Origin of the sequence: Bacillus zhangzhouensis (assembly GCF_000715205.1) — a bacterium.
In the GTDB taxonomy this organism is placed as follows: domain Bacteria; phylum Bacillota; class Bacilli; order Bacillales; family Bacillaceae; genus Bacillus; species Bacillus zhangzhouensis.
In genome coordinates this window covers 72,514-93,472 of the sequence record NZ_JOTP01000013.1, presented here as the reverse complement: position 1 = coordinate 93,472, position 20,959 = coordinate 72,514, and the positions used below count along the sequence as shown (strand labels likewise).

At 41.6% G+C, this 20,959-nt stretch carries 25 protein-coding genes and 1 riboswitch; of the genes, 16 read left to right on the top strand and 9 right to left on the bottom strand.

Annotation, left to right across the window (positions count from 1 at the left end; translation table 11 throughout):
• Positions 1-249: 249 nt before the first annotated feature.
• The gene (locus tag BA70_RS12315) at positions 250-1,236 is read right to left on the bottom strand and encodes a metal ABC transporter solute-binding protein, Zn/Mn family (RefSeq protein WP_034322628.1); all 987 of its coding nucleotides are present in this window, start codon (positions 1,234-1,236) and stop codon (positions 250-252) included.
• Positions 1,237-1,451: 215 nt separating this feature from the next.
• Between BA70_RS12315 and BA70_RS12310 the strand changes: the two genes are divergently transcribed.
• A complete protein-coding gene (locus BA70_RS12310) occupies positions 1,452-2,018 on the top strand; it encodes a beta-class carbonic anhydrase (RefSeq protein ID WP_034322641.1) in 567 nt (188 codons plus the stop codon).
• Between the two features lies 1 nt (position 2,019).
• Here BA70_RS12310 and yidD read toward each other — a convergent pair whose 3' ends face one another.
• Positions 2,020-2,244: a membrane protein insertion efficiency factor YidD gene (gene yidD / locus BA70_RS12305; protein WP_034322626.1), complete on the bottom strand. Its 225-nt coding sequence runs from the start codon at positions 2,242-2,244 to the stop codon at positions 2,020-2,022.
• Positions 2,245-2,371: 127 nt separating this feature from the next.
• Between yidD and BA70_RS12300 the strand changes: the two genes are divergently transcribed.
• A complete protein-coding gene (locus BA70_RS12300) occupies positions 2,372-2,845 on the top strand; it encodes an S-ribosylhomocysteine lyase (protein WP_003217624.1) in 474 nt (157 codons plus the stop codon).
• A 123-nt stretch (positions 2,846-2,968) separates the two neighbouring features.
• Entirely contained in the window at positions 2,969-3,403 is a 435-nt protein-coding gene (locus BA70_RS12295) for a FixH family protein (protein ID WP_034322623.1), read from the top strand.
• Positions 3,404-3,411: 8 nt separating this feature from the next.
• On the opposite strand, the gene ytzI is transcribed toward BA70_RS12295, so the two are convergent.
• Positions 3,412-3,558 (bottom strand): YtzI protein, encoded by a 147-nt coding sequence (ytzI, locus tag BA70_RS12290; RefSeq protein WP_034322620.1) that lies wholly within the window; start codon positions 3,556-3,558, stop codon positions 3,412-3,414.
• A gap of 131 nt (positions 3,559-3,689) precedes the next feature.
• On the opposite strand from ytzI, the gene BA70_RS12285 reads away from it, so the two are divergent.
• The 4 genes from BA70_RS12285 (at position 3,690) to BA70_RS12270 (ending at position 5,357) form a co-directional block, all read left to right on the top strand.
• Positions 3,690-4,127 carry a Dps family protein gene (locus BA70_RS12285; RefSeq protein WP_034322617.1) on the top strand — a complete coding sequence of 146 codons (438 nt, stop codon included), beginning with the start codon at positions 3,690-3,692 and terminating at the stop codon, positions 4,125-4,127.
• Between the two features lie 121 nt (positions 4,128-4,248).
• The gene (locus tag BA70_RS12280; protein ID WP_008342942.1) at positions 4,249-4,440 is read left to right on the top strand and encodes a hypothetical protein; all 192 of its coding nucleotides are present in this window, start codon (positions 4,249-4,251) and stop codon (positions 4,438-4,440) included.
• A 160-nt stretch (positions 4,441-4,600) separates the two neighbouring features.
• The gene (locus BA70_RS12275; RefSeq protein WP_034322614.1) at positions 4,601-5,005 is read left to right on the top strand and encodes a phage holin family protein; all 405 of its coding nucleotides are present in this window, start codon (positions 4,601-4,603) and stop codon (positions 5,003-5,005) included.
• Positions 5,006-5,048: 43 nt separating this feature from the next.
• The gene (locus tag BA70_RS12270) at positions 5,049-5,357 is read left to right on the top strand and encodes a hypothetical protein (protein ID WP_034322611.1); all 309 of its coding nucleotides are present in this window, start codon (positions 5,049-5,051) and stop codon (positions 5,355-5,357) included.
• Positions 5,358-5,386: 29 nt separating this feature from the next.
• Here the strand turns inward: BA70_RS12270 and BA70_RS12265 are convergent, their stop codons facing one another.
• Together BA70_RS12265 and BA70_RS12260 are read right to left on the bottom strand one after the other, a co-directional pair.
• A complete protein-coding gene (locus tag BA70_RS12265) occupies positions 5,387-6,178 on the bottom strand; it encodes an AIM24 family protein (protein ID WP_034322608.1) in 792 nt (263 codons plus the stop codon).
• A 22-nt stretch (positions 6,179-6,200) separates the two neighbouring features.
• Positions 6,201-6,854, bottom strand: a complete 654-nt coding sequence (locus BA70_RS12260; protein WP_034322606.1) for a TerD family protein — start codon at positions 6,852-6,854, stop codon at positions 6,201-6,203.
• A gap of 246 nt (positions 6,855-7,100) precedes the next feature.
• Between BA70_RS12260 and ytkD the strand changes: the two genes are divergently transcribed.
• Positions 7,101-7,577, top strand: coding sequence for an RNA deprotection pyrophosphohydrolase (gene ytkD, locus BA70_RS12255; protein ID WP_034322603.1), 477 nt, complete (start codon positions 7,101-7,103; stop codon positions 7,575-7,577).
• Positions 7,578-7,610: 33 nt separating this feature from the next.
• Here ytkD and BA70_RS12250 read toward each other — a convergent pair whose 3' ends face one another.
• The 3 genes from BA70_RS12250 to BA70_RS12240 are packed head-to-tail and all read right to left on the bottom strand — an operon-like array spanning position 7,611 to position 10,179.
• Positions 7,611-8,405 (bottom strand): ABC transporter permease, encoded by a 795-nt coding sequence (locus tag BA70_RS12250; RefSeq protein ID WP_034322600.1) that lies wholly within the window; start codon positions 8,403-8,405, stop codon positions 7,611-7,613.
• Positions 8,392-9,162, bottom strand: a complete 771-nt coding sequence (locus BA70_RS12245) for an ABC transporter ATP-binding protein (protein ID WP_034322598.1) — start codon at positions 9,160-9,162, stop codon at positions 8,392-8,394. Before BA70_RS12245 ends, BA70_RS12250 begins: the two co-directional genes overlap by 14 nt.
• 15 nt (positions 9,163-9,177) lie before the next feature.
• Entirely contained in the window at positions 9,178-10,179 is a 1,002-nt protein-coding gene (locus BA70_RS12240; RefSeq protein WP_034322595.1) for an ABC transporter substrate-binding protein, read from the bottom strand.
• Between the two features lie 173 nt (positions 10,180-10,352).
• On the opposite strand from BA70_RS12240, the gene BA70_RS12235 reads away from it, so the two are divergent.
• Genes BA70_RS12235 through BA70_RS12210 form a run of 6 tightly spaced genes read left to right on the top strand, consistent with a single transcriptional unit; the run spans position 10,353 to position 15,488 of the window.
• Positions 10,353-11,081: a carotenoid biosynthesis protein gene (locus tag BA70_RS12235; protein ID WP_034322592.1), complete on the top strand. Its 729-nt coding sequence runs from the start codon at positions 10,353-10,355 to the stop codon at positions 11,079-11,081.
• Complete coding sequence (locus tag BA70_RS12230) at positions 11,050-11,796, top strand: lysophospholipid acyltransferase family protein (RefSeq protein ID WP_034322590.1); 747 nt, start codon at positions 11,050-11,052, stop codon at positions 11,794-11,796. Before BA70_RS12235 ends, BA70_RS12230 begins: the two co-directional genes overlap by 32 nt.
• On the top strand, positions 11,781-12,908 hold the full coding sequence (locus BA70_RS12225; RefSeq protein ID WP_034322586.1) for a glycosyltransferase family 2 protein: 1,128 nt from the start codon (positions 11,781-11,783) through the stop codon (positions 12,906-12,908). Before BA70_RS12230 ends, BA70_RS12225 begins: the two co-directional genes overlap by 16 nt.
• A complete protein-coding gene (locus BA70_RS12220) occupies positions 12,905-14,386 on the top strand; it encodes a phytoene desaturase family protein (RefSeq protein WP_034322584.1) in 1,482 nt (493 codons plus the stop codon). The genes BA70_RS12225 and BA70_RS12220 overlap by 4 nt, the downstream gene beginning before the upstream one ends.
• Positions 14,387-14,412: 26 nt before the next feature.
• A complete protein-coding gene (locus BA70_RS12215) occupies positions 14,413-15,207 on the top strand; it encodes an alpha/beta hydrolase family protein (protein WP_034322583.1) in 795 nt (264 codons plus the stop codon).
• A gap of 38 nt (positions 15,208-15,245) precedes the next feature.
• Entirely contained in the window at positions 15,246-15,488 is a 243-nt protein-coding gene (locus BA70_RS12210; protein WP_034322580.1) for a DUF2584 domain-containing protein, read from the top strand.
• A gap of 38 nt (positions 15,489-15,526) precedes the next feature.
• Here BA70_RS12210 and pckA read toward each other — a convergent pair whose 3' ends face one another.
• Complete coding sequence (gene pckA / locus BA70_RS12205) at positions 15,527-17,113, bottom strand: phosphoenolpyruvate carboxykinase (ATP) (RefSeq protein WP_034322578.1); 1,587 nt, start codon at positions 17,111-17,113, stop codon at positions 15,527-15,529.
• Positions 17,114-17,340: 227 nt separating this feature from the next.
• Positions 17,341-17,475: riboswitch (SAM riboswitch) on the top strand.
• Between the two features lie 193 nt (positions 17,476-17,668).
• Between pckA and metK the strand changes: the two genes are divergently transcribed.
• Together metK and asnB are read left to right on the top strand one after the other, a co-directional pair.
• Positions 17,669-18,871, top strand: a complete 1,203-nt coding sequence (gene metK / locus BA70_RS12200) for a methionine adenosyltransferase (protein WP_034322577.1) — start codon at positions 17,669-17,671, stop codon at positions 18,869-18,871.
• A gap of 148 nt (positions 18,872-19,019) precedes the next feature.
• Positions 19,020-20,918 (top strand): asparagine synthase (glutamine-hydrolyzing), encoded by a 1,899-nt coding sequence (gene asnB / locus BA70_RS12195; RefSeq protein WP_034322575.1) that lies wholly within the window; start codon positions 19,020-19,022, stop codon positions 20,916-20,918.
• Positions 20,919-20,959: the final 41 nt, after the last annotated feature.

The following is a 20,959-nucleotide window of genomic DNA, read 5'->3' as shown; positions in this document are numbered from 1 at the left end:
GCTTCAGCGTGTAGACAAATCCTCGCATTCGCCCGCAATCCTGCGCGCTGGTGCTCACGAATGCTCAATTCGCTCCGCAAAAGTAGCTGTCTTTCCTAGACTTCAAGGGTTTTCTATCACGCTGAAAAGAAGACAAAAGGCTAAAATAAAGATCATTTTAGCCCTTTGTCAACAATCTGAGCACACCCTATAAAGGTGTGCTTTTTTATGCAGCAAAAAACCCCAGCTGGTCGCACGGGGTTCGAGGAATTAATCATTTAAAGCGGTTTTTAAGGTGTTTAAATTTTGTTTCATTAAGCTGACGTAGCTTTCACCATTTTTGGCATCATCTTCAGTAATGGATTCTAGATTTTTGAGTGTGAGGCTTTTTGCCCCAATTTCACTGCGGATCGTATCTGAGACTTTACTGCTGACGTTATTTTCAAAAATCACATATTGAATGTGATGCTTTTCAGCTTGTTGTACAATTCTTTCGAGTTGCTTTTGTGAAGGCTCTTCAGAAGCGGAGAGTCCTAATACACTGATCTGCTCAATGCCATAGCGCTTTTCCCAATAACCGTAAGCTGCATGAGAAACAAGAATTTCTTTATGTTTTGCTTTAGATAATGTTGTTTTGAATTCCTGATCTAACGATTGTAATTCTTTTTTTAGTTTATCATAGTTTTTTGTGTATTCATCTTTATGATCAGGATCTAATGAAACGAGTGTATCTTTAATGTTTTTCGCCATTTGCTGGGCGTACACAGGGTCTAACCATGCATGTGGATCTTTATCCCCGTGATCGTGTCCATCATGGTCGTGATCTTCACCTTCATGGTCATGATCGTCTTCGCCTTCTTCATGTGCATGTTCTTCTTTTGTCGATAACAGTTTGATGCCTTCAGCAGCTTTGACGGTTTTCACGCCTTGGTCTTTTAACGTAGCAGCTGTTTTGTCGGCGAATGCTTCAGCACCTGTGCCGCTGTAAATAAAGGCGTCACCTTCAGCCATTTCAACCATCGTTTTTGAACTTGGTTCAAAGCTGTGTGCATCTGCATTGGCAGGGTACACACTTTGAGCATGAACGTGAGAGCCGCCAATTTTTTCAGTGAAATCTTGAATTGGGAAGATCGTGGTGTAAATGGTTAATTTCCCGTCTGCCTTTCCTTTTGAAGCATTTGTCCCCGCACTGCTTGAGCAAGCGGCAAGACCGATCGCGAATAAAGCAGCTGTTAAAATAAAAAAGATTTTTTTCATGTAGAAAATGTCTCCTCTCGAACTATTAGATAGAAATGATTACGATTTAATGTCCTGAGTTATTGTATCGTAATAATTACGATTTGAAAAGAGGAAAATAAAAATTTCTCATCAAGCAGATGTTTCCTCTAAAAAAAAACGATGCAAAACGTGACGGAATTTCAAACATTGTGCTATATTTATTTTTAAAAAACGATAAAGGAATGGACAAACATATGAAACTTTTAGACGAAATCATCGAATACAATCAACAATTTATTGAAGAGAAGAAATACGAAGAGTTTACAACAACAAAGTTTCCACAGAAAAAAGCTGTCGTTCTATCATGTATGGATACAAGACTTGTTGAATTGCTGCCACGTGCAATGAACATGAAAAATGGAGATATTAAGATTGTTAAAAGTGCTGGTGCTCTTGTTTCTCATCCATTTGGAAGTATTATGCGAAGCATTTTAGTGGCTGTCTATGAATTAAATGCTGACGAGGTTTACGTCATCGGGCATCACGATTGCGGTATGAGCAAAATAGATAGCCAAACCCTTTTAAATAAAGCCATTGAGCGTGGTATTCCAGAAAAACGAATTGAAGTACTGGAATACTCAGGAATCGATTTTAAACAGTGGCTCAAAAGCTTTGGCTCAGTTGAAGAGAGTGTGAAGGACAGTGTGTCCGTTGTGAGAAATCATCCGCTTCTTCCATCAGATGTGCCTGTACACGGGCTTGTGATTGATCCTGGAACAGGTAAGCTTGACTTAGTTGTCAACGGATATGAAGAAAAGTAATTTATTTTTCCTTTTTAGGCGGAACTGGGTCGATGCCGCCGGGGTGCAGCGGGTGACATTTTAAAATCCGTTTGATTGTGAGCCAGCCGCCTTTTAAAGCGCCATGCGTTTTGATCGCCTCTAGTCCATAGTTTGAGCAGGTTGGATAAAACCGGCAGCTAGGCGGTGTAAGAGGGGAAATACATTTTTGATAAAAGCGAATGATGCCGATAAAAATTGGTTTCATCGAGGTTCCTCCTTGTCTGTCTTTCACAGTATAAGAAAAAAGGACAAGGAAGGGAAGTTTTATAAACTAAACTGGTCGGAGAAATATGTTATAATATAGGAAATCGCAATTATAGGAGTGGTGATTAATGCCTTCAGTTGAAAGCTTTGAACTTGACCATAATGCTGTAAAAGCGCCTTACGTTCGTCATTGCGGCGTTCATAAAGTGGGATCAGATGGTGAAGTAAATAAATTTGATATTCGTTTCTGTCAGCCAAACAAGCAGGCGATGAAACCTGATACGATTCATACATTAGAGCATTTACTTGCGTTTAATATTAGAACACACTCAGAGAAATATGATCATTTTGATATCATTGATATTTCTCCAATGGGCTGCCAAACAGGCTACTATTTAGTCGTCAGTGGTGCACCGACACCAAAAGAGATCGTTGAACTGCTTGATGCAACATTCAAGGATGCAGTTGAGGTAACAGAAATTCCTGCTGCAAATGAAGAGCAATGCGGTCAAGCGAAGCTTCATGATCTTGAAGGCGCAAAACGTTTAATGCGTTTCTGGCTTTCACAGGATCAAGAAGAGCTTTTAAAAGTATTTGGTTAATGGGATGATGAACCGGGCATATCATATGTCCGGTTTTTTATATGAAATCGCTCATCAGATGTAAAAACAGGGGATATTTGTTAAAATGGACATGTCAGTCAGTAAAAGAAGGGGGAAACTAGAATGCGAAAAATGATGGGAATCATTCTGATGCTCGCGTTACTTAGTGCATGTGGAAACTCTGCAGCGAGCAACGACAAAGGAGAAGTGCCTGAGCTATTAGAAGTTAAGCTTACAGGGCCGGAGCAAGTGGAGAAAAATGAAAGCGTTATAGTAAAAGCAGCTGTCACATATGGTGATACGCCTGTTGATGATGCAGATGATGTTCAATTTGAAGTGTGGAAAGATGGCGACAAGGATAACAGCAAGATGATTCAGCCAAAGAAAGAGAATAAAGGTGTATATGAATTGCATACAGCCTTCAAAAAAGATGGCCTTTATATCATACAAGTCCATGTGACAGCTAAACAGCAGCATAATATGCCGAAGACAAACATCCACGTAGGTGAGGTGAAAAAAGAAAGTTCATCTACTGAAGAAGAAACCTCACATCATTGAAAGCGATTTTATTTTGGATTAGGACGATGGTTTGGTTCAGCATCCTTTGGTGAATCGACTTTATGCTTATATTCATAAGCCTTCGCTGTCGTCCACAATGATAAAAAGACAACGATTGAGATAATGATAAAGCTGATAATCCCAAGTAACAGCATCTAACTCCCTCCTTATTTCCATATTAACATATATTTCATGCAGTCAAAATAGAAGAAATTGATGGCAGGTTTCAGTATAATAAAAAAAGGGTATTCTCATACTAAACGCAACTACATAAGGAGGAATTAACATGTCAGAAAAATTATTAGACGTCGTCAATAAACAAGTAGCTGATTGGACTGTGCTTTACGTAAAATTACATAACTATCACTGGTATGTAAAGGGAAAAGACTTCTTTACACTTCACGAGAAATTTGAGGAATTATATACAGAAACAGCCACATACATTGATGATTTGGCTGAGCGTATGCTTGCATTAAATGGAAAGCCTGTTGCGACAATGAAAGAATGCTTAGAAATCTCTAGCATTCATGAAGCTGAAGGCAAAGAATCAGCTGAGCAAATGGTGAAAAATCTATTTGATGATTTCTCCAATATCGCAGAGGAATTAAAGCAAGGAATGGAACTGGCTGCAGAGGTTGGCGATGAAACAACAGGTGATATGTTACTAGCCATTCATCAATCCATTGAAAAACACAACTGGATGCTAAAAGCATTTTTAGGATAATACGAATGTGTAAGGAATGCCGATCATTAGATCGGCATTCTTTTTTGATGGATTTGTGACAGACAGCCCATTCAAATCATAGGGCTTTGAGCCGAAGAGAAAAGAGAAGGGAGGGGAGAAGATGTCCTCAATTGCAGGAATGATGAGTCAGCAAGTGGCAAGTATTCAAAAAACACTCAATATTAGTTTGTTGAATTCACAGCTTGCCACCAACACAGCACAAGCCATGGTGATGCTGGATCAAGTTCAGCAGCAGCCCCAAGCTGTTCAGCCTAAAGATTCAGATGCTACATTTATTGATGTCAGGGTTTAACGAAGAAAGTCGCCTTTTGCAGGCGGCTTTTTTTTTCGGTTTCATCAGTGTTTTCGAGCAAAATGACCCCGCCTTTCTTTTTTGTCGTCCAAGCTATTGATAAGTTCTGGCATATACTATTTACGTAAAGAGTTCCACTATGAAAGGATGTTGATGCCAAGTGAGCAAAGATTTAGGCATCTTTTCGTTGTTTACAGTTAGTTTGTCGGCAATGGGCTTTCTGTTTGGTGGAGCAGGATATTTACTGATGACATTAGTGACACTGATGGCCATTGAATTGATTTGTTCAAGCCTTAGAGAATCTGTGACTGGACAGCTCACAATGAAGCGGTTTTTTACTCGGCTAGTTCGAAAGGTTGTGACGATCTCCTTAATATCCATGGCACATTTCTTCGATGGTATGCTGAAAACAAACGGGACGATCAAGGATTTAGCGCTTATCTTTTATATCATTTATGAATCCTACCAAATCGTCTCGACAGCCAAAGCCCTCGGAATTCCCATTCCACAGTTATTTATTGATGTGTTAGACATAATTAAAAATAAATTGCGCAAAAAGCCGTAATTTGTCCATATCTGGTCATACTAAAGGAAAAAGGATGAATCAGATGGCGAGACACACGTACTATGTATCCGTGCAAGATGGGTCAATATCACAGCACAGAGATGCGGCTGCTTGGCAATTTCAAATAGAAGCAGACGATGATCAAATTTTGCAGCTGAGAGACTATTTTGACGAGCAGTATATGACAGATTGGAAAGGCTTCTTTCGGGCACATGTTCCATTCCTTGAATATCATTATGATAGTCCAAATGACGAAATGGATAGAAAAAGAAAAGAGATTTACGCGATGATTTATGAGCTGGGTAATGAAGAGACAAAAAACTTTATTGAGACAAATGGGTTAATGAATTGAAAAGGCATGTAGAGATTTTCTACATGCTTTTATTTTCGTGGATTTAAGATGCCTCCGATCAGATCACTGATCCCGCCTCTGTTTTCCTGCTGCGATTGATGTGAATTTGTTAATTCGTGAGAGGAGCCTTGGCTCTGAGGCTTGTAGCGGTTATCATCCAAACCGACCCGCATGCCGGATGTGCGTTCAAATGGCTGGATAATGACAATTTGGTCTTGTTCTTGGAATTCAAATAAATAGGATTCGCCAGAAGTTTGTCCAATGAAGGTTTTCCAGTTCACATCTAATTTGACTTTCGGTGCTTTGCCTGTCCAAGCGACAATAGCGTCAGGATCTACACGGCAAGGTGCTTTTAAAATAAGCGGGTTTCCGTTCGTTTTAATGGCAACCTGCGCCCCGTGACCTTGATAGGAGAGCTTTGAGGTAAACAGTCCTTTCTGTGATAAAATACCAACGCCTACTGGTGTCACACCGTAGTGGCATTCCTCAGTAAAGGCGAGTAAATCTTCGCTTTCTACGCTCACATGCTGCCAAGGGCCGCTCGGCTCTAGATTAATCACTGTCACGTGCTCGCTTGAATCAGCTAAATAGCAAGTACCTTGACCACTCACTTCCATCATCTCAAGGTTTTCACCTGTCAATTTCCTGCTGATATGGTTAAATACTTGGCTGACCATATTTCCTTTATTCGTTCCAAGTAATCTCTTGCGGTATTGAAATGTCCCTTGGTCTGCAATCATGGTGCCTTTTTTAGCAAAAAAGATCCCACTACCCTCTGCTTGTAAGGTGAGTTCTTCTATCGTGTTAAAATGAAATCCCATTAGTGCCGGCTCCTTTCCTCCATCAAGATGTGAATCCATAGATGCGGCATAAATCGTTTAAATCCAGGGTGGTACCTTGTCCGGTGGCGGTGATTTTCCATTCATGCTGATCTCTCGTTAGTTCAGCACAAATGATGGATGTGCAATACGAATAATCCTCTGTTAACTGAAAGGTACAAATCTCTTGATGTGTGATTTGATCAGAAAGGCGCAGGTAGGCATTGGTGACTTGTCCAAAATGATGTGAGCGCTCGTGTGCATCATGTATCGTCGCTGTGACGACAATTTTATGAATATCAGGAGAGACTCTGCTTAATTGCATAATGATCATTTCATTGTCTCGATACCCTCCGCCAAACTGATGATCACCAAGATGACGAACAGCTCCGTCTAAGCTTTGCTGCTGGTGATAATAGATCAGATGTTTTGGAGACAACAGCTTGTCCTCCTCATTTAAGAGAAAAACTTGCGTATCTAAATCAATCGGCTGTCCAGACAAATCCCAGCCGAGTCCGATATGAATTTGGTCGATATTTGGATTGTCTTTCGTCAAGTCTAGCTTTTGCCCTTTCATGAGGTGTTTTTTGATCGCCTCATGAGGTGCGTCTTCTTTTTTGTTTTTGTTAAGCGGAATCGGTTGATTCTTTTCTTGTTTTGACCCATTTGTTATGCTCATGCTGTTTTCCTCCTCGTGTTATAGGACAAACACTGATTCATTTACGTCATAAGGGGCAAAAGGTTTCATGATTAAAAATGGACGGAAATGGAGATGATAAAAAGGTTTTAGCGAGAATACCTCATTTTAAATACAGACGAGATGGAACCACTCGTTTGTTTCACTTTTGATAAAAATTCTTCAGAGAAATGTGATCTGTGGTATGATGTTTTACAAGAAGCAAGGACAGGATATGAGGGATTTCACATGCATGTATTTAAAGACTATTATCATAATACGGTCAAGCTCTCTTTTGAAAAAAAGCCTTTTTCAAGTCATCCTAAGCATGTTTGGGCCATCTGCCGCTACCAGGGGAAATGGCTGCTCACTGAACATGAGGATCGGGGCTATGAGTTTCCAGGAGGGAAAGTTGAGCCAAATGAAGAAGCGGACCAAGCCGCTATACGGGAGATTCAAGAAGAGACGGGTGCTGTTGTTCGTGAATTAACGTATATTGGTCAATATCAGGTGCTTGGCAGAGAAAAGGTCATTGTGAAGAATATTTATTTCGCCGATATTGAAAGGCTTGTTAAGCAAGACACGTATTTTGAAACGAAAGGACCCGTTCTTTTCGCAGACTTACCAAGATCCATCTCAAAAAATAAAAATTTCAGTTTTATTATGAAAGATGATGTCTTAAGAAAGAGTCTTGCTTATTTAGAAAAGAACGGTTTGATTCGTTAAAAAAAGCGCAGGGAGACAGTCCCTGTGCTTTTTTTATTTTTGAAGAAAACGACGTTCGAGCCACTCAACGAGCTGATACATGATGGTAGCAAACACGGCGATAATGAAAAGACTTAAAAACACGAGTGTGAAGTTGAAGACTTGAAAGCCATAAATGATCATGTAGCCGAGCCCTTTTGAGGAAACTAGGAATTCCCCTACAATGACCCCAACCCAAGAAAGACCAACATTGACCTTAATGGCAGAGATCATCGTTGGAATACTCGCTGGCAAAATGACCTCACGAAAGACAACTCTTTTTTTCGCACCAAAGGTTTTCATTACTTTTAAATAGTTCTCATCAACTTCTTGAAAGGCTGTGTAAATGACAATCGTTGTAATGATCACACTAATGATCGCGCCCATGGCAACAATGCTGATCATGCCAGGTCCAAGTGCAACAATTAAAATCGGGGCGAGTGCGACTTTCGGCATGGCATTTAAAATGACTAAATATGGATCAAGAACGTTCGCGAGACGGGTGGACCACCATAAGGCGGCGGCGAGCAAAATGCCGCAAAAGGTACCAAGTAGAAATCCGAGCATCGTCTCAAACAACGTAATACTCATATGATTCATTAAAGAACCATCTGATATTTTTTGCGCAAACAATTGGCAGACCGCAGATGGTGAACTAAAAATCAACGGATCTATGAGTCTAAAGTGACTGGCAAGCTCCCAAAGAGAAAAGAAGCTGGCGAAAATGATGAGCTGATAGACACGTGTGATGCGTTTTTCTATTCGAACTTTTTTTCGATAGGCTTCATGTAAAAGGTCACTGTGTTTCAACTGTTTTCAGCTCCTTCCATATCGTTTGAAAGAGCTCTTGGAAACTCGGTGTCTGCCTTGCTTCAAAAGGAGAGAGAGTCCTCAGTTCATCAGGAACGGTAAAGATCCGCTGGATAGAGCCGGGATGCTTTGAGAATAAGAAAATACGATCACTCATCGCTATGGCTTCACCGATGTCATGCGTCACAAGGACCGCTGTTTTTTGATAGTTTTTTAAGGTGTGAAAGACGAGATCTTCTAATGTCAGTTTGGTTTGGTAGTCTAGAGCTGAAAATGGCTCATCTAGTAAAAGCAGGCTGGGATCAACTGCAAGCGTTCGGGCGAGTGCTGCCCGCTGCCTCATTCCGCCTGACAGCTCCTTCGGATATTTTTCCTCCACATCATCAAGTCCAAGCTTTGGCAGTAAGCCAAGGGCAGCTGAAATGGCCTCATGTGAATCTTGTTTCGCAATTTTTAATCCGAGAATGACATTTTCCTTGATGGTTTTCCAAGGGAACAAATAATCTTGCTGGAGCATGTAGCCAATTTGATGCTCCTTTTGATTCGGTTCTTTTCCTTCGATTAAAATTCGACCTTCAGAGGGCGGTGTAATTCCTGCGATGATGGACAGCAGGGTTGTTTTTCCGCAGCCGCTGGGACCAATAAATGAGATGAATTCACCTTGGTCAATCTCCATATTGATGTGCTGAATGGCCGTTGTTTTTTCTTTTAAAGAGAAGTACGTGTGGGTCACATGGTCAATTTGAAGGAAAGACATGTGCTACCTCCTATTCTATTTGTGATCTGTGACCTTCTTTGCAATGGATGAATCGACAAGCTGTTTGTACGGGATAAATTCCGGCAATTCACCGCTCGCCTTCATGATTTCCTGTAACTTGTTCCATTCCTCTTCATTCAGAAGGGGATCTGTTGCATATGAGTGTTGCTGCTTGTAGCGTTTGATGGCAGTTGATAAGACATCAAGGTCCGTATCAGGAAAATGAGATTGGATCGTTTTAGCAATCTCCTCTGGATGCTTGGCTTCTACCCATTTCTGCGCTTTGTAAATGGCACGAGTAAAGGCTTCAGCCGTCTCTTTGTTTTCCTCTAAGTAACTCTTCTTTGCCATGAAGGTGGTATAAGGCACCTTGCCAGAAGCCTCTCCAAAGGAGGCGGTAATGTACCCTTTTCCTTCTTTTTCAATTAAGGAAGCGGTCGGTTCAAATAACTGCACAAAATCGCCAGTTCCAGAGGAGAAAGCACCTGAAATGTTGGCAAAATCAATATTTTGGATCATGCGAAGATCTTTTTTTAAATCAATGCCTTCCTTTTTCAGGACATATTCACCGACCATTTGCGGCATGCCGCCTTTACGCTGTCCAAGAAAGTCTTTTCCTTTCAATTGATCCCAAGAGAATTGGTTTACTTTCTCCCTTGAAACAAGAAATGTGCCGTCTGTTTGTGTCAGCTGTGCAAAGTTGATGACAGAGTCTTTTGTGTCTTGTGCCTCCACATAGATAGAGGATTCAGATCCGGTCAGGGCGATATCGGCACCGCCGGATAAAAGAGCTGTCATCGTTTTATCGCCGCCCCAAGTGGTTTTTAATTCAACCTCTAAGCCTTCTTCTTTGAAGAATTCCTCTGATAAGGCGACATAAAGCGGAGCATAAAAAACCGAATGGGTGACCTCGGCTACTTGTACGGTCTGCTCTTGGTCTTGTTTACAGGCGACAAATGGAATAAAGAGCAGGACAACGAATATGAATGCCAGTCTGACTTTGATGGAACGATTCAAGAGTAATTCGCCTCCTTTGTTCTAGATCACTAATTAAAGTATGACAAAAGGGATTTTTGGTGAGTGCCTAGATGAAATAAGAAGCGCATTGTTTATTTATAGAACGTGTCTTTTTTTCTATACTAGAAGCATGAATGCTTTCTTGAATTTGGTAGAAATAAAGGGGCGGTTTCGTGTATAGAGTGAGTTGGGTATTTGTTGGATGGTATATGGTAGGCCTCATATTAATGGTCTTTTTTGAAGTGCCGGCATGGCTTCAGTTTGCAAATGGGATTTTTCTTGTGCTGTACGCTTGCTGCGTCATAGAGATTGGCCGAAATATTTATGGCTCATGGGGCATTATGATCAAAAGAGCAGCCGTTGTGGGCGTTCTTACGTTTACGGTTGAATGGGTAGGAATCACAACCGGGTTTCCATTCGGGGCCTATGATTATTATCCGACGTTAGGTTTTCTTGTGGCAGGAGTGCCTTTAACGATAGCTTTTGCATGGGTTGGCGTATTTTTAAATAGTCTTTTTTTATCAAGTCAACAGTCAAAGTGGAAACGAGCTATTGAAACGGGGATATGGATTGTGCTGCTTGACCTCATATTAGATCCAGTAGCAGCTGAGCGGAAGTTTTGGGTGTGGTATGACGGCGATGGTTTTTTTGGTATTCCTTTTGAGAATTTTGTGAGCTGGGGTATCATTGGAGCAGGACTCTCATTTCTTTTCCCGCTTGTCTCGATTGATCAAAAGGCACTGCGCTGGACGAGTCGTATTTATCAGGCCATGGTGTTCTTTTTTGGTCTTTTGGCATTAAAGGGCGGGCTCGATGTGATTTTTTATTTAGCACTTATGATTGTCATTTTGTGTGAAGGAAGGGTTCGATTTGAAAGAAAGCGACAAAAGCCGATCGTTTAGACGAATATTTTCTCTTTATCTTGAACGGTATTTACTTCATAAACATTTCCGCTTTGTGATGATGAAAGGCACGGTTGACCCAAAGGAGAAGCTGCCTGTTCTTTATCTCGCGAATCACAGCTCATGGTGGGATGGACTGATCATTTTTCTTTTAACAGAAAAAGCGTCTGAACTCGATCACTACATGATGATGGAAGAGAAGCAGCTAAAGCAATATGCTTTTTTCCGCAAGCTTGGTGCGTTTCCAGTTCATAAAGAGAAGCTGAAAAGCGTAAAACAGTCACTAATGACGGCAAAAGAGAGCATGCAGTCTGGTGCAGCAGTATGGCTTTTTCCGCAGGGGAAAATCATGCATCAGGATATGCGGCCGCTTGAACTGGAAGGCGGGGCTTCTTTTTTAGTGAGGCAATTTGAGCAGGTCGTGATCAAGCCTGTGACCTTGCAATATACATTTAATCAATTTCAAAAGCCAACAGTATCAGTCGTGTTCGGAGAAGATGCCTTAGTATCTGGCGGCTTACTTCGAAGCAAGGAAGCAACACGCATGCTCGGAGACCTGCTTGAAAAGCAGTTAAACTCACATCAAGCGCAGGTCATCGCTGATCCTGATTTTTCAACAAACGAAGAATTTAGACAGGTGACAAGGACAAGCCGGTCAACAAGTGATGCGTTTGATTCCTTTAAAAAGTGGGTGAAACCATGGCGATCTTCTTAACCGTGATCAGTGTACTGCTGCTCTGCCAATTTATTTTTACTGTATGGAATATGAAGCAGTTTCCTGTACTACAGCCAGCGTCTGTTTCTCCCGATGAACCTATTTCGTTATCGATCCTGATTCCAGCAAGAAATGAGGAAAATCGGATAGAAGCATGTCTTCAGTCGATTGTTGATCAGCGTCTTTATCCGAAAGAGCTGATTGTACTAGATGATCATTCGACAGATCAGACAAGAGAGATTGTGGAGCGCTTCGCAGAGACCTATCCGTGGATTCGTGTGCAATCAGGTCAAGCATTGAAGCGCGGCTGGCTTGGGAAATCGTATGCTTGTTCTCAGCTTGCTGAAGCGGCATCTTCTGATTGGCTGCTATTTTTAGATGCAGATGTCAGGTTGAAAAGAGGGGCCATTGAAGCGGTGTACAAACAGTTATGCATGCAAAAAACAGGAATGCTATCAGGCTTTCCAGAGCAAAAAACAGGCACACCTTTTGAGCATCTTGTAGTCCCAATGATGATGTTTACGATTGGCTGTCATCTGCCAGTGAAATGGATAAGGAAATCCCAAAACCCTGCTTTTGCCGCAGCGCATGGCGGTTTTATTGCAATTGAAAAGAATTGTTATCACGAAATCGGCGGGCATGAAGCAATCAAGGATTCGCTAGTTGATGATATGGCCTTGGCTAGACGAGTGAAAGAAAATGGCTTTCCGTTCACACTTGCAAGTATTCATCCATTTGTTTATATGAGAATGTACGAGAGTGGACAAGAAGTTTGGGAAGGCTATCGAAAAAATTTGTTCCCTGGTGTGAATCGAAGCATTGCTTTGTTAAGCAGTGTCTTTTGTTTATACACAATGCTTTATTTGGTTCCCGTCATTTGTTTCATGATCGCACTCATTCAGCTTGATGTGTTAAGTCTATGTTTAGCCATTCTTTGCTACGGGCTGGGTGTGTCAATCAAAGCGGCAATTGATATCGAGAATGGGAGAACATCTGCTATGGCCTTTTTATTGCCGATGAGCATTTTGAGCCTCATCGCCATTGGCTTTGCTTCTATGAAAATTGGGCTGAAAAAAGAGGGGTATGAATGGAAAGGGAGAAGGTACGAATGAAAAAAGTGATCATCATTGGTGGCGGACTAGGCGGATTATCAGCTGCGATTCGCTTACAGTCACGCGGGGTCCAGGTCACAATACTTGAGAAAGAAGCTGCTTTAGGTGGGAAGTTACAACGTCATCAAGGAGCGGGTTACTCTTTTGATCTCGGGCCAAGCACCATAACAATGAAGGCGTATTTTGAAGAAGTGTTTACGTCTTGTAGCAGACGGATGGAGGATTATGTGACATTTTATCCGATTTCTCCACTTACCAAAAACGTTTTCTCAGATGGTCATACGGTTGAGTTTACGCCGGATATCGAGCAAATGGAATCACAAATTGCAGCATTTAGTCCTGAGGATGCAAAGCAATACCGTGCATTTTTACAGGAATCGAAGACGCTTTTTCAAAAGGCAGAGGAGCAGTTTTTAAATCGCTTGTTATTGACCTGGAAGGATAAGGTGGATCTAAAGCTGATGAAAGCACTTCTTGCTGTCAAACCGTTTACATCCGTTCAGCGCCTGCTGCGTCAATATTTTCGTCATCCTCATACATTGGCGATGTTTGGTCGGTATGCAACATACATTGGCTCTTCTCCCTACGAAGCGCCCGCTATTTTTAATATGATGGCTTATTTAGAAGGGGAAAAAGGTATTTATGGGATAAAGGGCGGCACTTATCGTTTAGTCGAGGCATTTGAAACACTCGCAAAGGAACTAGGCGTTCAAATTCACCTTAATGAACAAGTAAGCAAGATTCATGTGAAAGATCGGCGTATCCAAGGAGTGGAGACTGCTCAGCAGATGTATGAGGCAGATCAAGTGATTGCAGGGGCGGATGCACTGACTGTCTACCGTCATTTGATTGATGAAAAAGACCGCCCTAGCTTTTTAAATCAAAGGCTGTCAAACATTGAGCCATCGTTATCTGGCTTTGTTCTCTTATTAGGAGTACCCAAAGTCTATGAACAGCTGTCCCATCACACTGTATTTTTCCCTGAGCATTATGAACAAGAATTCAAGGATATTTTTCAGAAAAAGCAATTGCCTCAGGATCCGACGCTTTACATATGTTATTCGGGCCATTCAGAGCCAGCCTTAAGCGGAGGACCGGGAAGAAGCAACCTTTTTGTCTTGGCCAATGCTCCTTATGTGACAAAAGAGCAAAATTGGGACATGCTAAAGGAGGCGTATCGTCAGCATATCAAAACCAGTTTAAAGGAAAAGGGTCTCTTTGATATTGAACAGTTTGTCGAATATGAAGCGGTTCAAACCCCGCTTGATTTGCAGCAGAAAACGGGGGCATATCATGGAGCCATTTATGGCATGTCTTCAAACTCGTTCAAGCAGGCGTTCTTCCGTATCAATAATCAGTCAAAAGACATTGAAGGGCTTTGGTTTGTTGGAGGGACAAGTCATCCAGGCGGTGGCACCCCGATGGTGACAAAATCAGGCCAGCTTGTTGCAGAAGCGATCATCAAGCAATTGATGTAATACCGGATGAAAAGGAGAGAAATCAAGTGATTGTGGAAAAAAGAAGATTCCCGTCGCCCCATCCGCATATTCATTTATATACAGTGACCTATGAGGCAGATGGACTTCGGATAAAGGGGCTGCTCGCTGAACCAGCCGGAGAAGGTCTCTATGACGGCTTTTTGTATTTACGAGGCGGCATTAAAAATGTGGGTATGGTGAGACCTGGCCGAATCGTGCAATTTGCAGCACAAGGCTTTGTTGTCTTTGCTCCCTTTTACCGAGGGAATCAAGGAGGCGAAGGAAACGAGGATTTTGCCGGAGAGGATCGGAAAGATGCATTCGCTGCATTTCAGCTGTTGAAGCATCACAAAAAGGTGAAGCAGGATCGTATACATATCTTTGGTTTTTCGCGCGGCGGTATTATGGGTATTTGGACTGCTGTTGAAATGAAACAGGAGGCCGCTTCCTTTGTGACATGGGGAGGCGTAAGTGATATGAAGCTCACCTATGAAGAGCGTGTGGACATGAGAAGAATGATGAAGCGCGTGATTGGCGGTCCGCCGCATAAGGTACCTGAGGCTTATGAGGTCAGAACGCCATTGAATGTTGTAGATCAAATGGAAGCGCCTGTTTTAATCATCCATGGAGAGCAGGATCAGAATGTATCCATTGAGCATGCGTATTTATTAGAAGAAGCGCTTCGCAAACACGGGAAATCTGTGGAAACATGGTATTTTCACGGATACAATCATTATTTCCCGCCTCAGCATAATCGAGAGATTGTCAGAAGGCTGACGACATGGATGCACAGCCGAAAAAGCGGAAATGTGGTAAAATAAACGGTATAACGAATATAGAAAGTAGGGGGATTTTCATTATGGGAATGCCTGTTGAATTTAATACAATGATTGTTACAAAAGGAAATGAGACAAGAATTGAAGAAAATGTGTTTGAGCTCATGAAGGAAGGGTACCGCATTTATCCATTAAATATTCCACTTGAGGTGCGCAAAACGAAAGACGGAGAAAAAACAGGGACAGCACATGTCGAAAAGCTGGAACTCACAGACAATGTTACGAAAGTGACTTACCGCCTTGTGTCATTGCATTCAACAAACTAAAAAAAGCTGAGGGGTATATTCCCTCAGCTTTCGTCTTTTCATACGAGCGGTCCGCCTTTTGCTTCAATGTCACTTGCCGCATGGCTAAATTTTTTGAAGTTCTTTTTAAATTCATTGGCAAGGAAGTGTGCTTTTTCTTGGTAAGCATTTTGGTCTTCCCACGTTTTAGCAGGTTGAAGTACTTCATCTGGTACACCTGGAATATGAAGTGGAATGTGTAATCCAAAGATGTCGTCAGTGATCATTTCAGCATTGTCAAGGTCACCTTCGATCGCTGCTTGCACCATCGCTCTTGTATGAGCAAGATTCATTCGTTTGCCCGTACCATAGCCGCCGCCAGTCCAGCCTGTATTCACAAGGAATACTTTTGCGCCATGCTCATCAATTTTTTTGCCAAGCATTTCAGCATAGACGTGAGCTGGAAGTGGCAAGAATGGTGAACCGAAGCAAGTAGAGAATGTTGTTTCTGGTGACGTCACACCACGCTCAGTTCCTGCTAATTTACTTGTGTAACCACTCAAGAAATGGTACATTGCCTGTTCTTTTGTTAAACGGCTGATTGGAGGTAAAACGCCAAATGCATCAGCTGTTAAGAAAACAATGGCAGATGGATGACCTGCAATACTCGGTTTCACAATGTTATCAATCATTTCGATTGGGTAAGCAGCACGTGTGTTTTCAGTAAAGAATGTGTCATCATAATCCGCTTCACGTGTTTCCTCATCAAGCACAACATTTTCAAGCACTGATCCGAAGCTGATGGCTTTGTAGATTTGTGGTTCTTTTTCTTCACTTAAGTTTACACATTTCGCATAGCATCCGCCCTCGATATTGAAGACACCTGTGCCAGACCACCCGTGTTCATCGTCTCCGATCAGCTTACGGCTTGCGCTTGCAGAAAGCGTTGTTTTCCCAGTACCTGAAAGGCCGAAGAATAATGCGACATCTCCCTCTTGACCAACGTTTGCTGAGCAGTGCATTGATAAAATATCTTGCTCAGGCAGCAGGTAGTTCATGACAGAGAAAATCGATTTCTTCATCTCTCCTGCATACTCTGTTCCACCGATAAGAATCGTCCGTTTTTCAAAAGAAACGATAATGAACGTTTCAGAGTTCGTTCCATCTGTTTCAGGATCTGCTTTAAAGTGAGGTGCAGATAAGATGGTGAAAGGTTTTTCGTTTGATGATGGCGTTGATCCATCAGGTCTGATGAATAGCTGCTTTGCAAAGAGATTGTGCCATGCAAATTCGTTTATCACTGTAATCGGCATACGGTATCTTTCGTCAGCGCCGGCAAACCCTTCAAAGACAAATAGTTCATCACGTTCTTTTAAGTATGAGACAACCTTTGTATATAAACGATCAAATGCATCTTTAGAGATCGGCTGGTTTACATGACCCCAATCGATTTTATGCTCAGAGCTTTCTTCTTTGACGATAAATTTATCTTTAGGCGAACGTCCAGTGTAAGCACCAGTTGTGGCGCGGACAGCTCCTGTTGATGTTAAAACGCCTTCATTACGTGCCAAAATCTTTTCAACAAGTTTCGGAACAGATAAATTTTGGTGCGTATTTTCTAATGAGAGCAATGACTGCAAATCTTCTTTTAAATCCACTGAGTTCATAAAAAAACCCTTCCTTTACCGTTGAATTTGTTTGTTTTGATTAGTATAACACATTGATAATAATAGTCTATACTATTTAAATATTTTTGTGTGTGTTTTTTCATTTCTGCTATGAAAATATGCTTTTTGGTGATGCTAATGATGTGGTGAAAAAAGCGGGGAGATAATTCCTATGAAGCATTGACATGACGCAAGGGTTTAAGATAAGATATCTTATTGAACGGATACTCTTATCCCGAGTTGGTGGAGGGACAGGCCCGATGAAGCCCAGCAACCGGTTTCTTATGAAAAAGGCATGAAAATGCTGAGAAACCAAGGTGCTAACCTGATGCAAGGTACAAGAACACCTTGAGCGATAAGAGTGAAAGGCATGCGATCTCAGACCCTTTCCTCGCAATGAAGGAAATGGTTTTTTTATTTTTGGGACATCATATGAACAAATTGCCAATAACATCTCTAATATAAACGTTTTCATATAAGAGGGAACGAGTTCCGTATCATATTGGAGGCCTCATCTTGGGATGATGTGGCCTTGTACAGGAGGAAATAGCCATTATGAGTCAAAATCGTCGTTTATTTACATCAGAATCAGTGACAGAAGGACATCCGGATAAAATCTGTGATCAAATTTCAGACAGCATTTTAGATGAAATTTTAAAGAAAGATCCAAATGCACGTGTCGCCTGTGAAACTTCTGTAACAACCGGTCTCGTATTAGTAAGCGGTGAAATTACAACGTCTACTTATGTCGATATTCCAAAAACGGTACGTGACACGATTAAGGAAATTGGCTACACACGTGCGAAATATGGTTTTGATGCGGAAACATGTGCTGTGCTAACATCAATTGATGAACAGTCTGCTGATATTGCGCAAGGTGTAGATAAAGCGCTTGAAGCACGTGAAGGAACAATGACTGACGAAGAAATTGATGCGATTGGTGCAGGTGACCAAGGGCTTATGTTTGGTTTTGCAAACAACGAAACAGAAGAGCTGATGCCGCTGCCGATTTCACTAGCGCATAAATTATCTCGTCGTTTAACAGAAGTACGCAAGGATCAAACACTTGCATACCTTCGCCCAGATGGAAAAACACAAGTAACAGTTGAATATGATGAACAAAACAAACCAGTTCGTATTGACACGGTGGTTATTTCTACACAGCATGCACCAGAAGTGACGCTTGAACAAATTCAAAGCGACTTAAAAGAGCATGTCATCCGTCCAGTGGTTCCAAGTGAACTGATTGATGAAGAGACAAAATACTTTATTAACCCAACAGGCCGTTTCGTGATCGGTGGACCTCAAGGGGATGCTGGTTTAACTGGACGTAAAATCATCGTTGATACGTATGGCGGCTACGCTCGTCATGGCGGCGGTGCTTTCTCTGGTAAGGACGCAACAAAGGTTGACCGTTCTGCGGCATATGCTGCTCGTTACGTAGCGAAAAACATCGTAGCAGCTGGCCTTGCAGATTCTTGTGAAGTACAACTTGCTTATGCAATTGGTGTTGCACAGCCTGTATCGATTTCAATTGATACATTCGGAACAGGAAAAGCTTCTGAAGAAAAATTAATTGAAGTGGTTCGTGCGAACTTTGATCTACGTCCGGCTGGCATTATTAAAATGCTCGATTTGCGTCGTCCGATCTATAAACAAACAGCTGCATACGGACATTTTGGCCGTCACGACTTAGATCTCCCGTGGGAAAAAACGGATAAAGCCGACACGCTTCGCAAAGAAGCATTAGGACAATAACAACATAGAAAACCGCTTATTTTAAGCGGTTTTCCTTTTGATTAAAAAAAATTCTACAAAAAGCAAAAAAATGTGAAACAAAATCGGACAAATAACTGTCTAATTATAGGTCTACTTTTAAGAAATAACATAACGTGGAGGCAATAATATGTGTGGGTTTGTTGGTGTATTTAATCACCGTCCATTGTCCGAAACTACTGAGCAGGAAGAGTTAATTAAACAAATGAATCGTCTCATCGTTCATCGTGGTCCGGATGATGAGGGATACTTCCATGATGAACATGTAGGATTTGGATTTAGACGTTTAAGTATTATAGATGTTGAACATGGAAAGCAGCCGCTTTCTTATGAAGATGAAAAATATTGGATTGTTTTCAACGGAGAAATTTATAACTATGTGGAGTTGAAGGAAGAGCTTGTGAAAAAGGGCTATACGTTCAGCACAGATTCTGATACGGAAGTACTTCTTGCCACATATCGTCACTATAAAGAAGAAGCTGCTTCTAAGCTTCGCGGAATGTTTGCATTTTTAATTTGGGATAAAGAAGCGCAGTTATTATATGGCGCAAGAGATCCTTTTGGCATCAAACCGCTTTATTTTACACAAATGGATGATCAAGTGTACTTTGCTTCTGAACGCAAAAGCTTAATGGCTGTGAATGAAAACATTTTATTTGATGAAACCTCTTTGCAGCAATACATGTCTTTCCAGTTCGTTCCTGAGCCAAATACACTTGATCAAAAGGTGCATAAAGTGGAGCCGGGTCATCAGTTTACACTGCGCCCAGGCAAGGAGATTGAATTTAAGACTTACTGGAAGGTTCAATTCAAGCCTGAACAAACACAAGAACAAAAATTAATAGAAGAAGTGCGCGATGCAATCTATGATTCTGTGAAAGTGCACATGAGAAGTGATGTACCTGTTGGTTCATTCCTTTCTGGCGGTATCGATTCTTCTTTCATCGTGTCTGTTGCAAAGGAATTACACCCTGAGCTGAAGACATTCTCGGTTGGCTTTCAGCAGGACGGTTTTAGTGAAGTGGATGTGGCAAAGGAAACAGCTGATAAGCTAGGCTTGCAAAACTTCAGTGCTGTCATTTCCCCTGAGGAATATATGAACGAACTTCCGAAAATTGTTTGGCATTTAGATGATCCTTTAGCTGATCCGGCGGCGATTCCATTGTATTTCGTGGCAAAAGAAGCGAAAAAACAAGTCACAGTGGTTCTTTCTGGTGAGGGAGCGGACGAGCTATTCGGTGGATATAATATTTACCGCGAGCCTCTTTCTCTAAAACCATTTGAATCTGTTCCATCTATGCTGAAAAAGCTTCTTCTTCGTCTGGCGCGTTTAATGCCAGAAGGAATGAAAGGGAAAAGCTTTATCGTTCGCGGCTGTACGCCGTTGGAGGAACGCTATATTGGCAATGCGAAAATCTTTGAAGAGCCAGTGAAGAAAAACCTCTTAAAGCAGTATGATCCGAACATCACGTATCGTGACGTGACGAAGACATACTTCGAGGAAAGTGCAGGCTACAGTGATATTAACAAAATGCAATATGTTGATATTCATACGTGGATGCGCGGAGACATCCTGCTTAAAGCAGACAAGATGACGATGGCGAATTCTCTTGAGCTTCGTGTGCCATTCCTTGATAAGGTCGTATTTGAAGCGGCTTCTAAAATTCCAGAAGAGCTGAAAACAAAAGATGGCACAACGAAATATTTATTGCGTAAAGCAGCAGAAGGCATTGTGCCAGACCATGTGTTAAATCGCAAGAAGTTAGGTTTCCCTGTTCCAATTCGTCATTGGCTGAAAAATGAGATGAACGCTTGGGCGAAAGATATCATTAAAAACAGTCAAACAGATGAATACATTAACAAGGAATATGTTCTGGATTTACTAAATGACCATTGTGCTGGCAAAGCAGATCATAGCCGCAAGATTTGGACAGTCCTGATCTTTATGATCTGGCATAGCATTTATGTGGAGCGCAGTATTGATCCAGAGCAGTTGAATCATCAACCGAAAGAAGTCATCTTTAGTTAATGAAAAAAGGTTTTCAGCACAAAGCTGAAAACCTTTTTTGT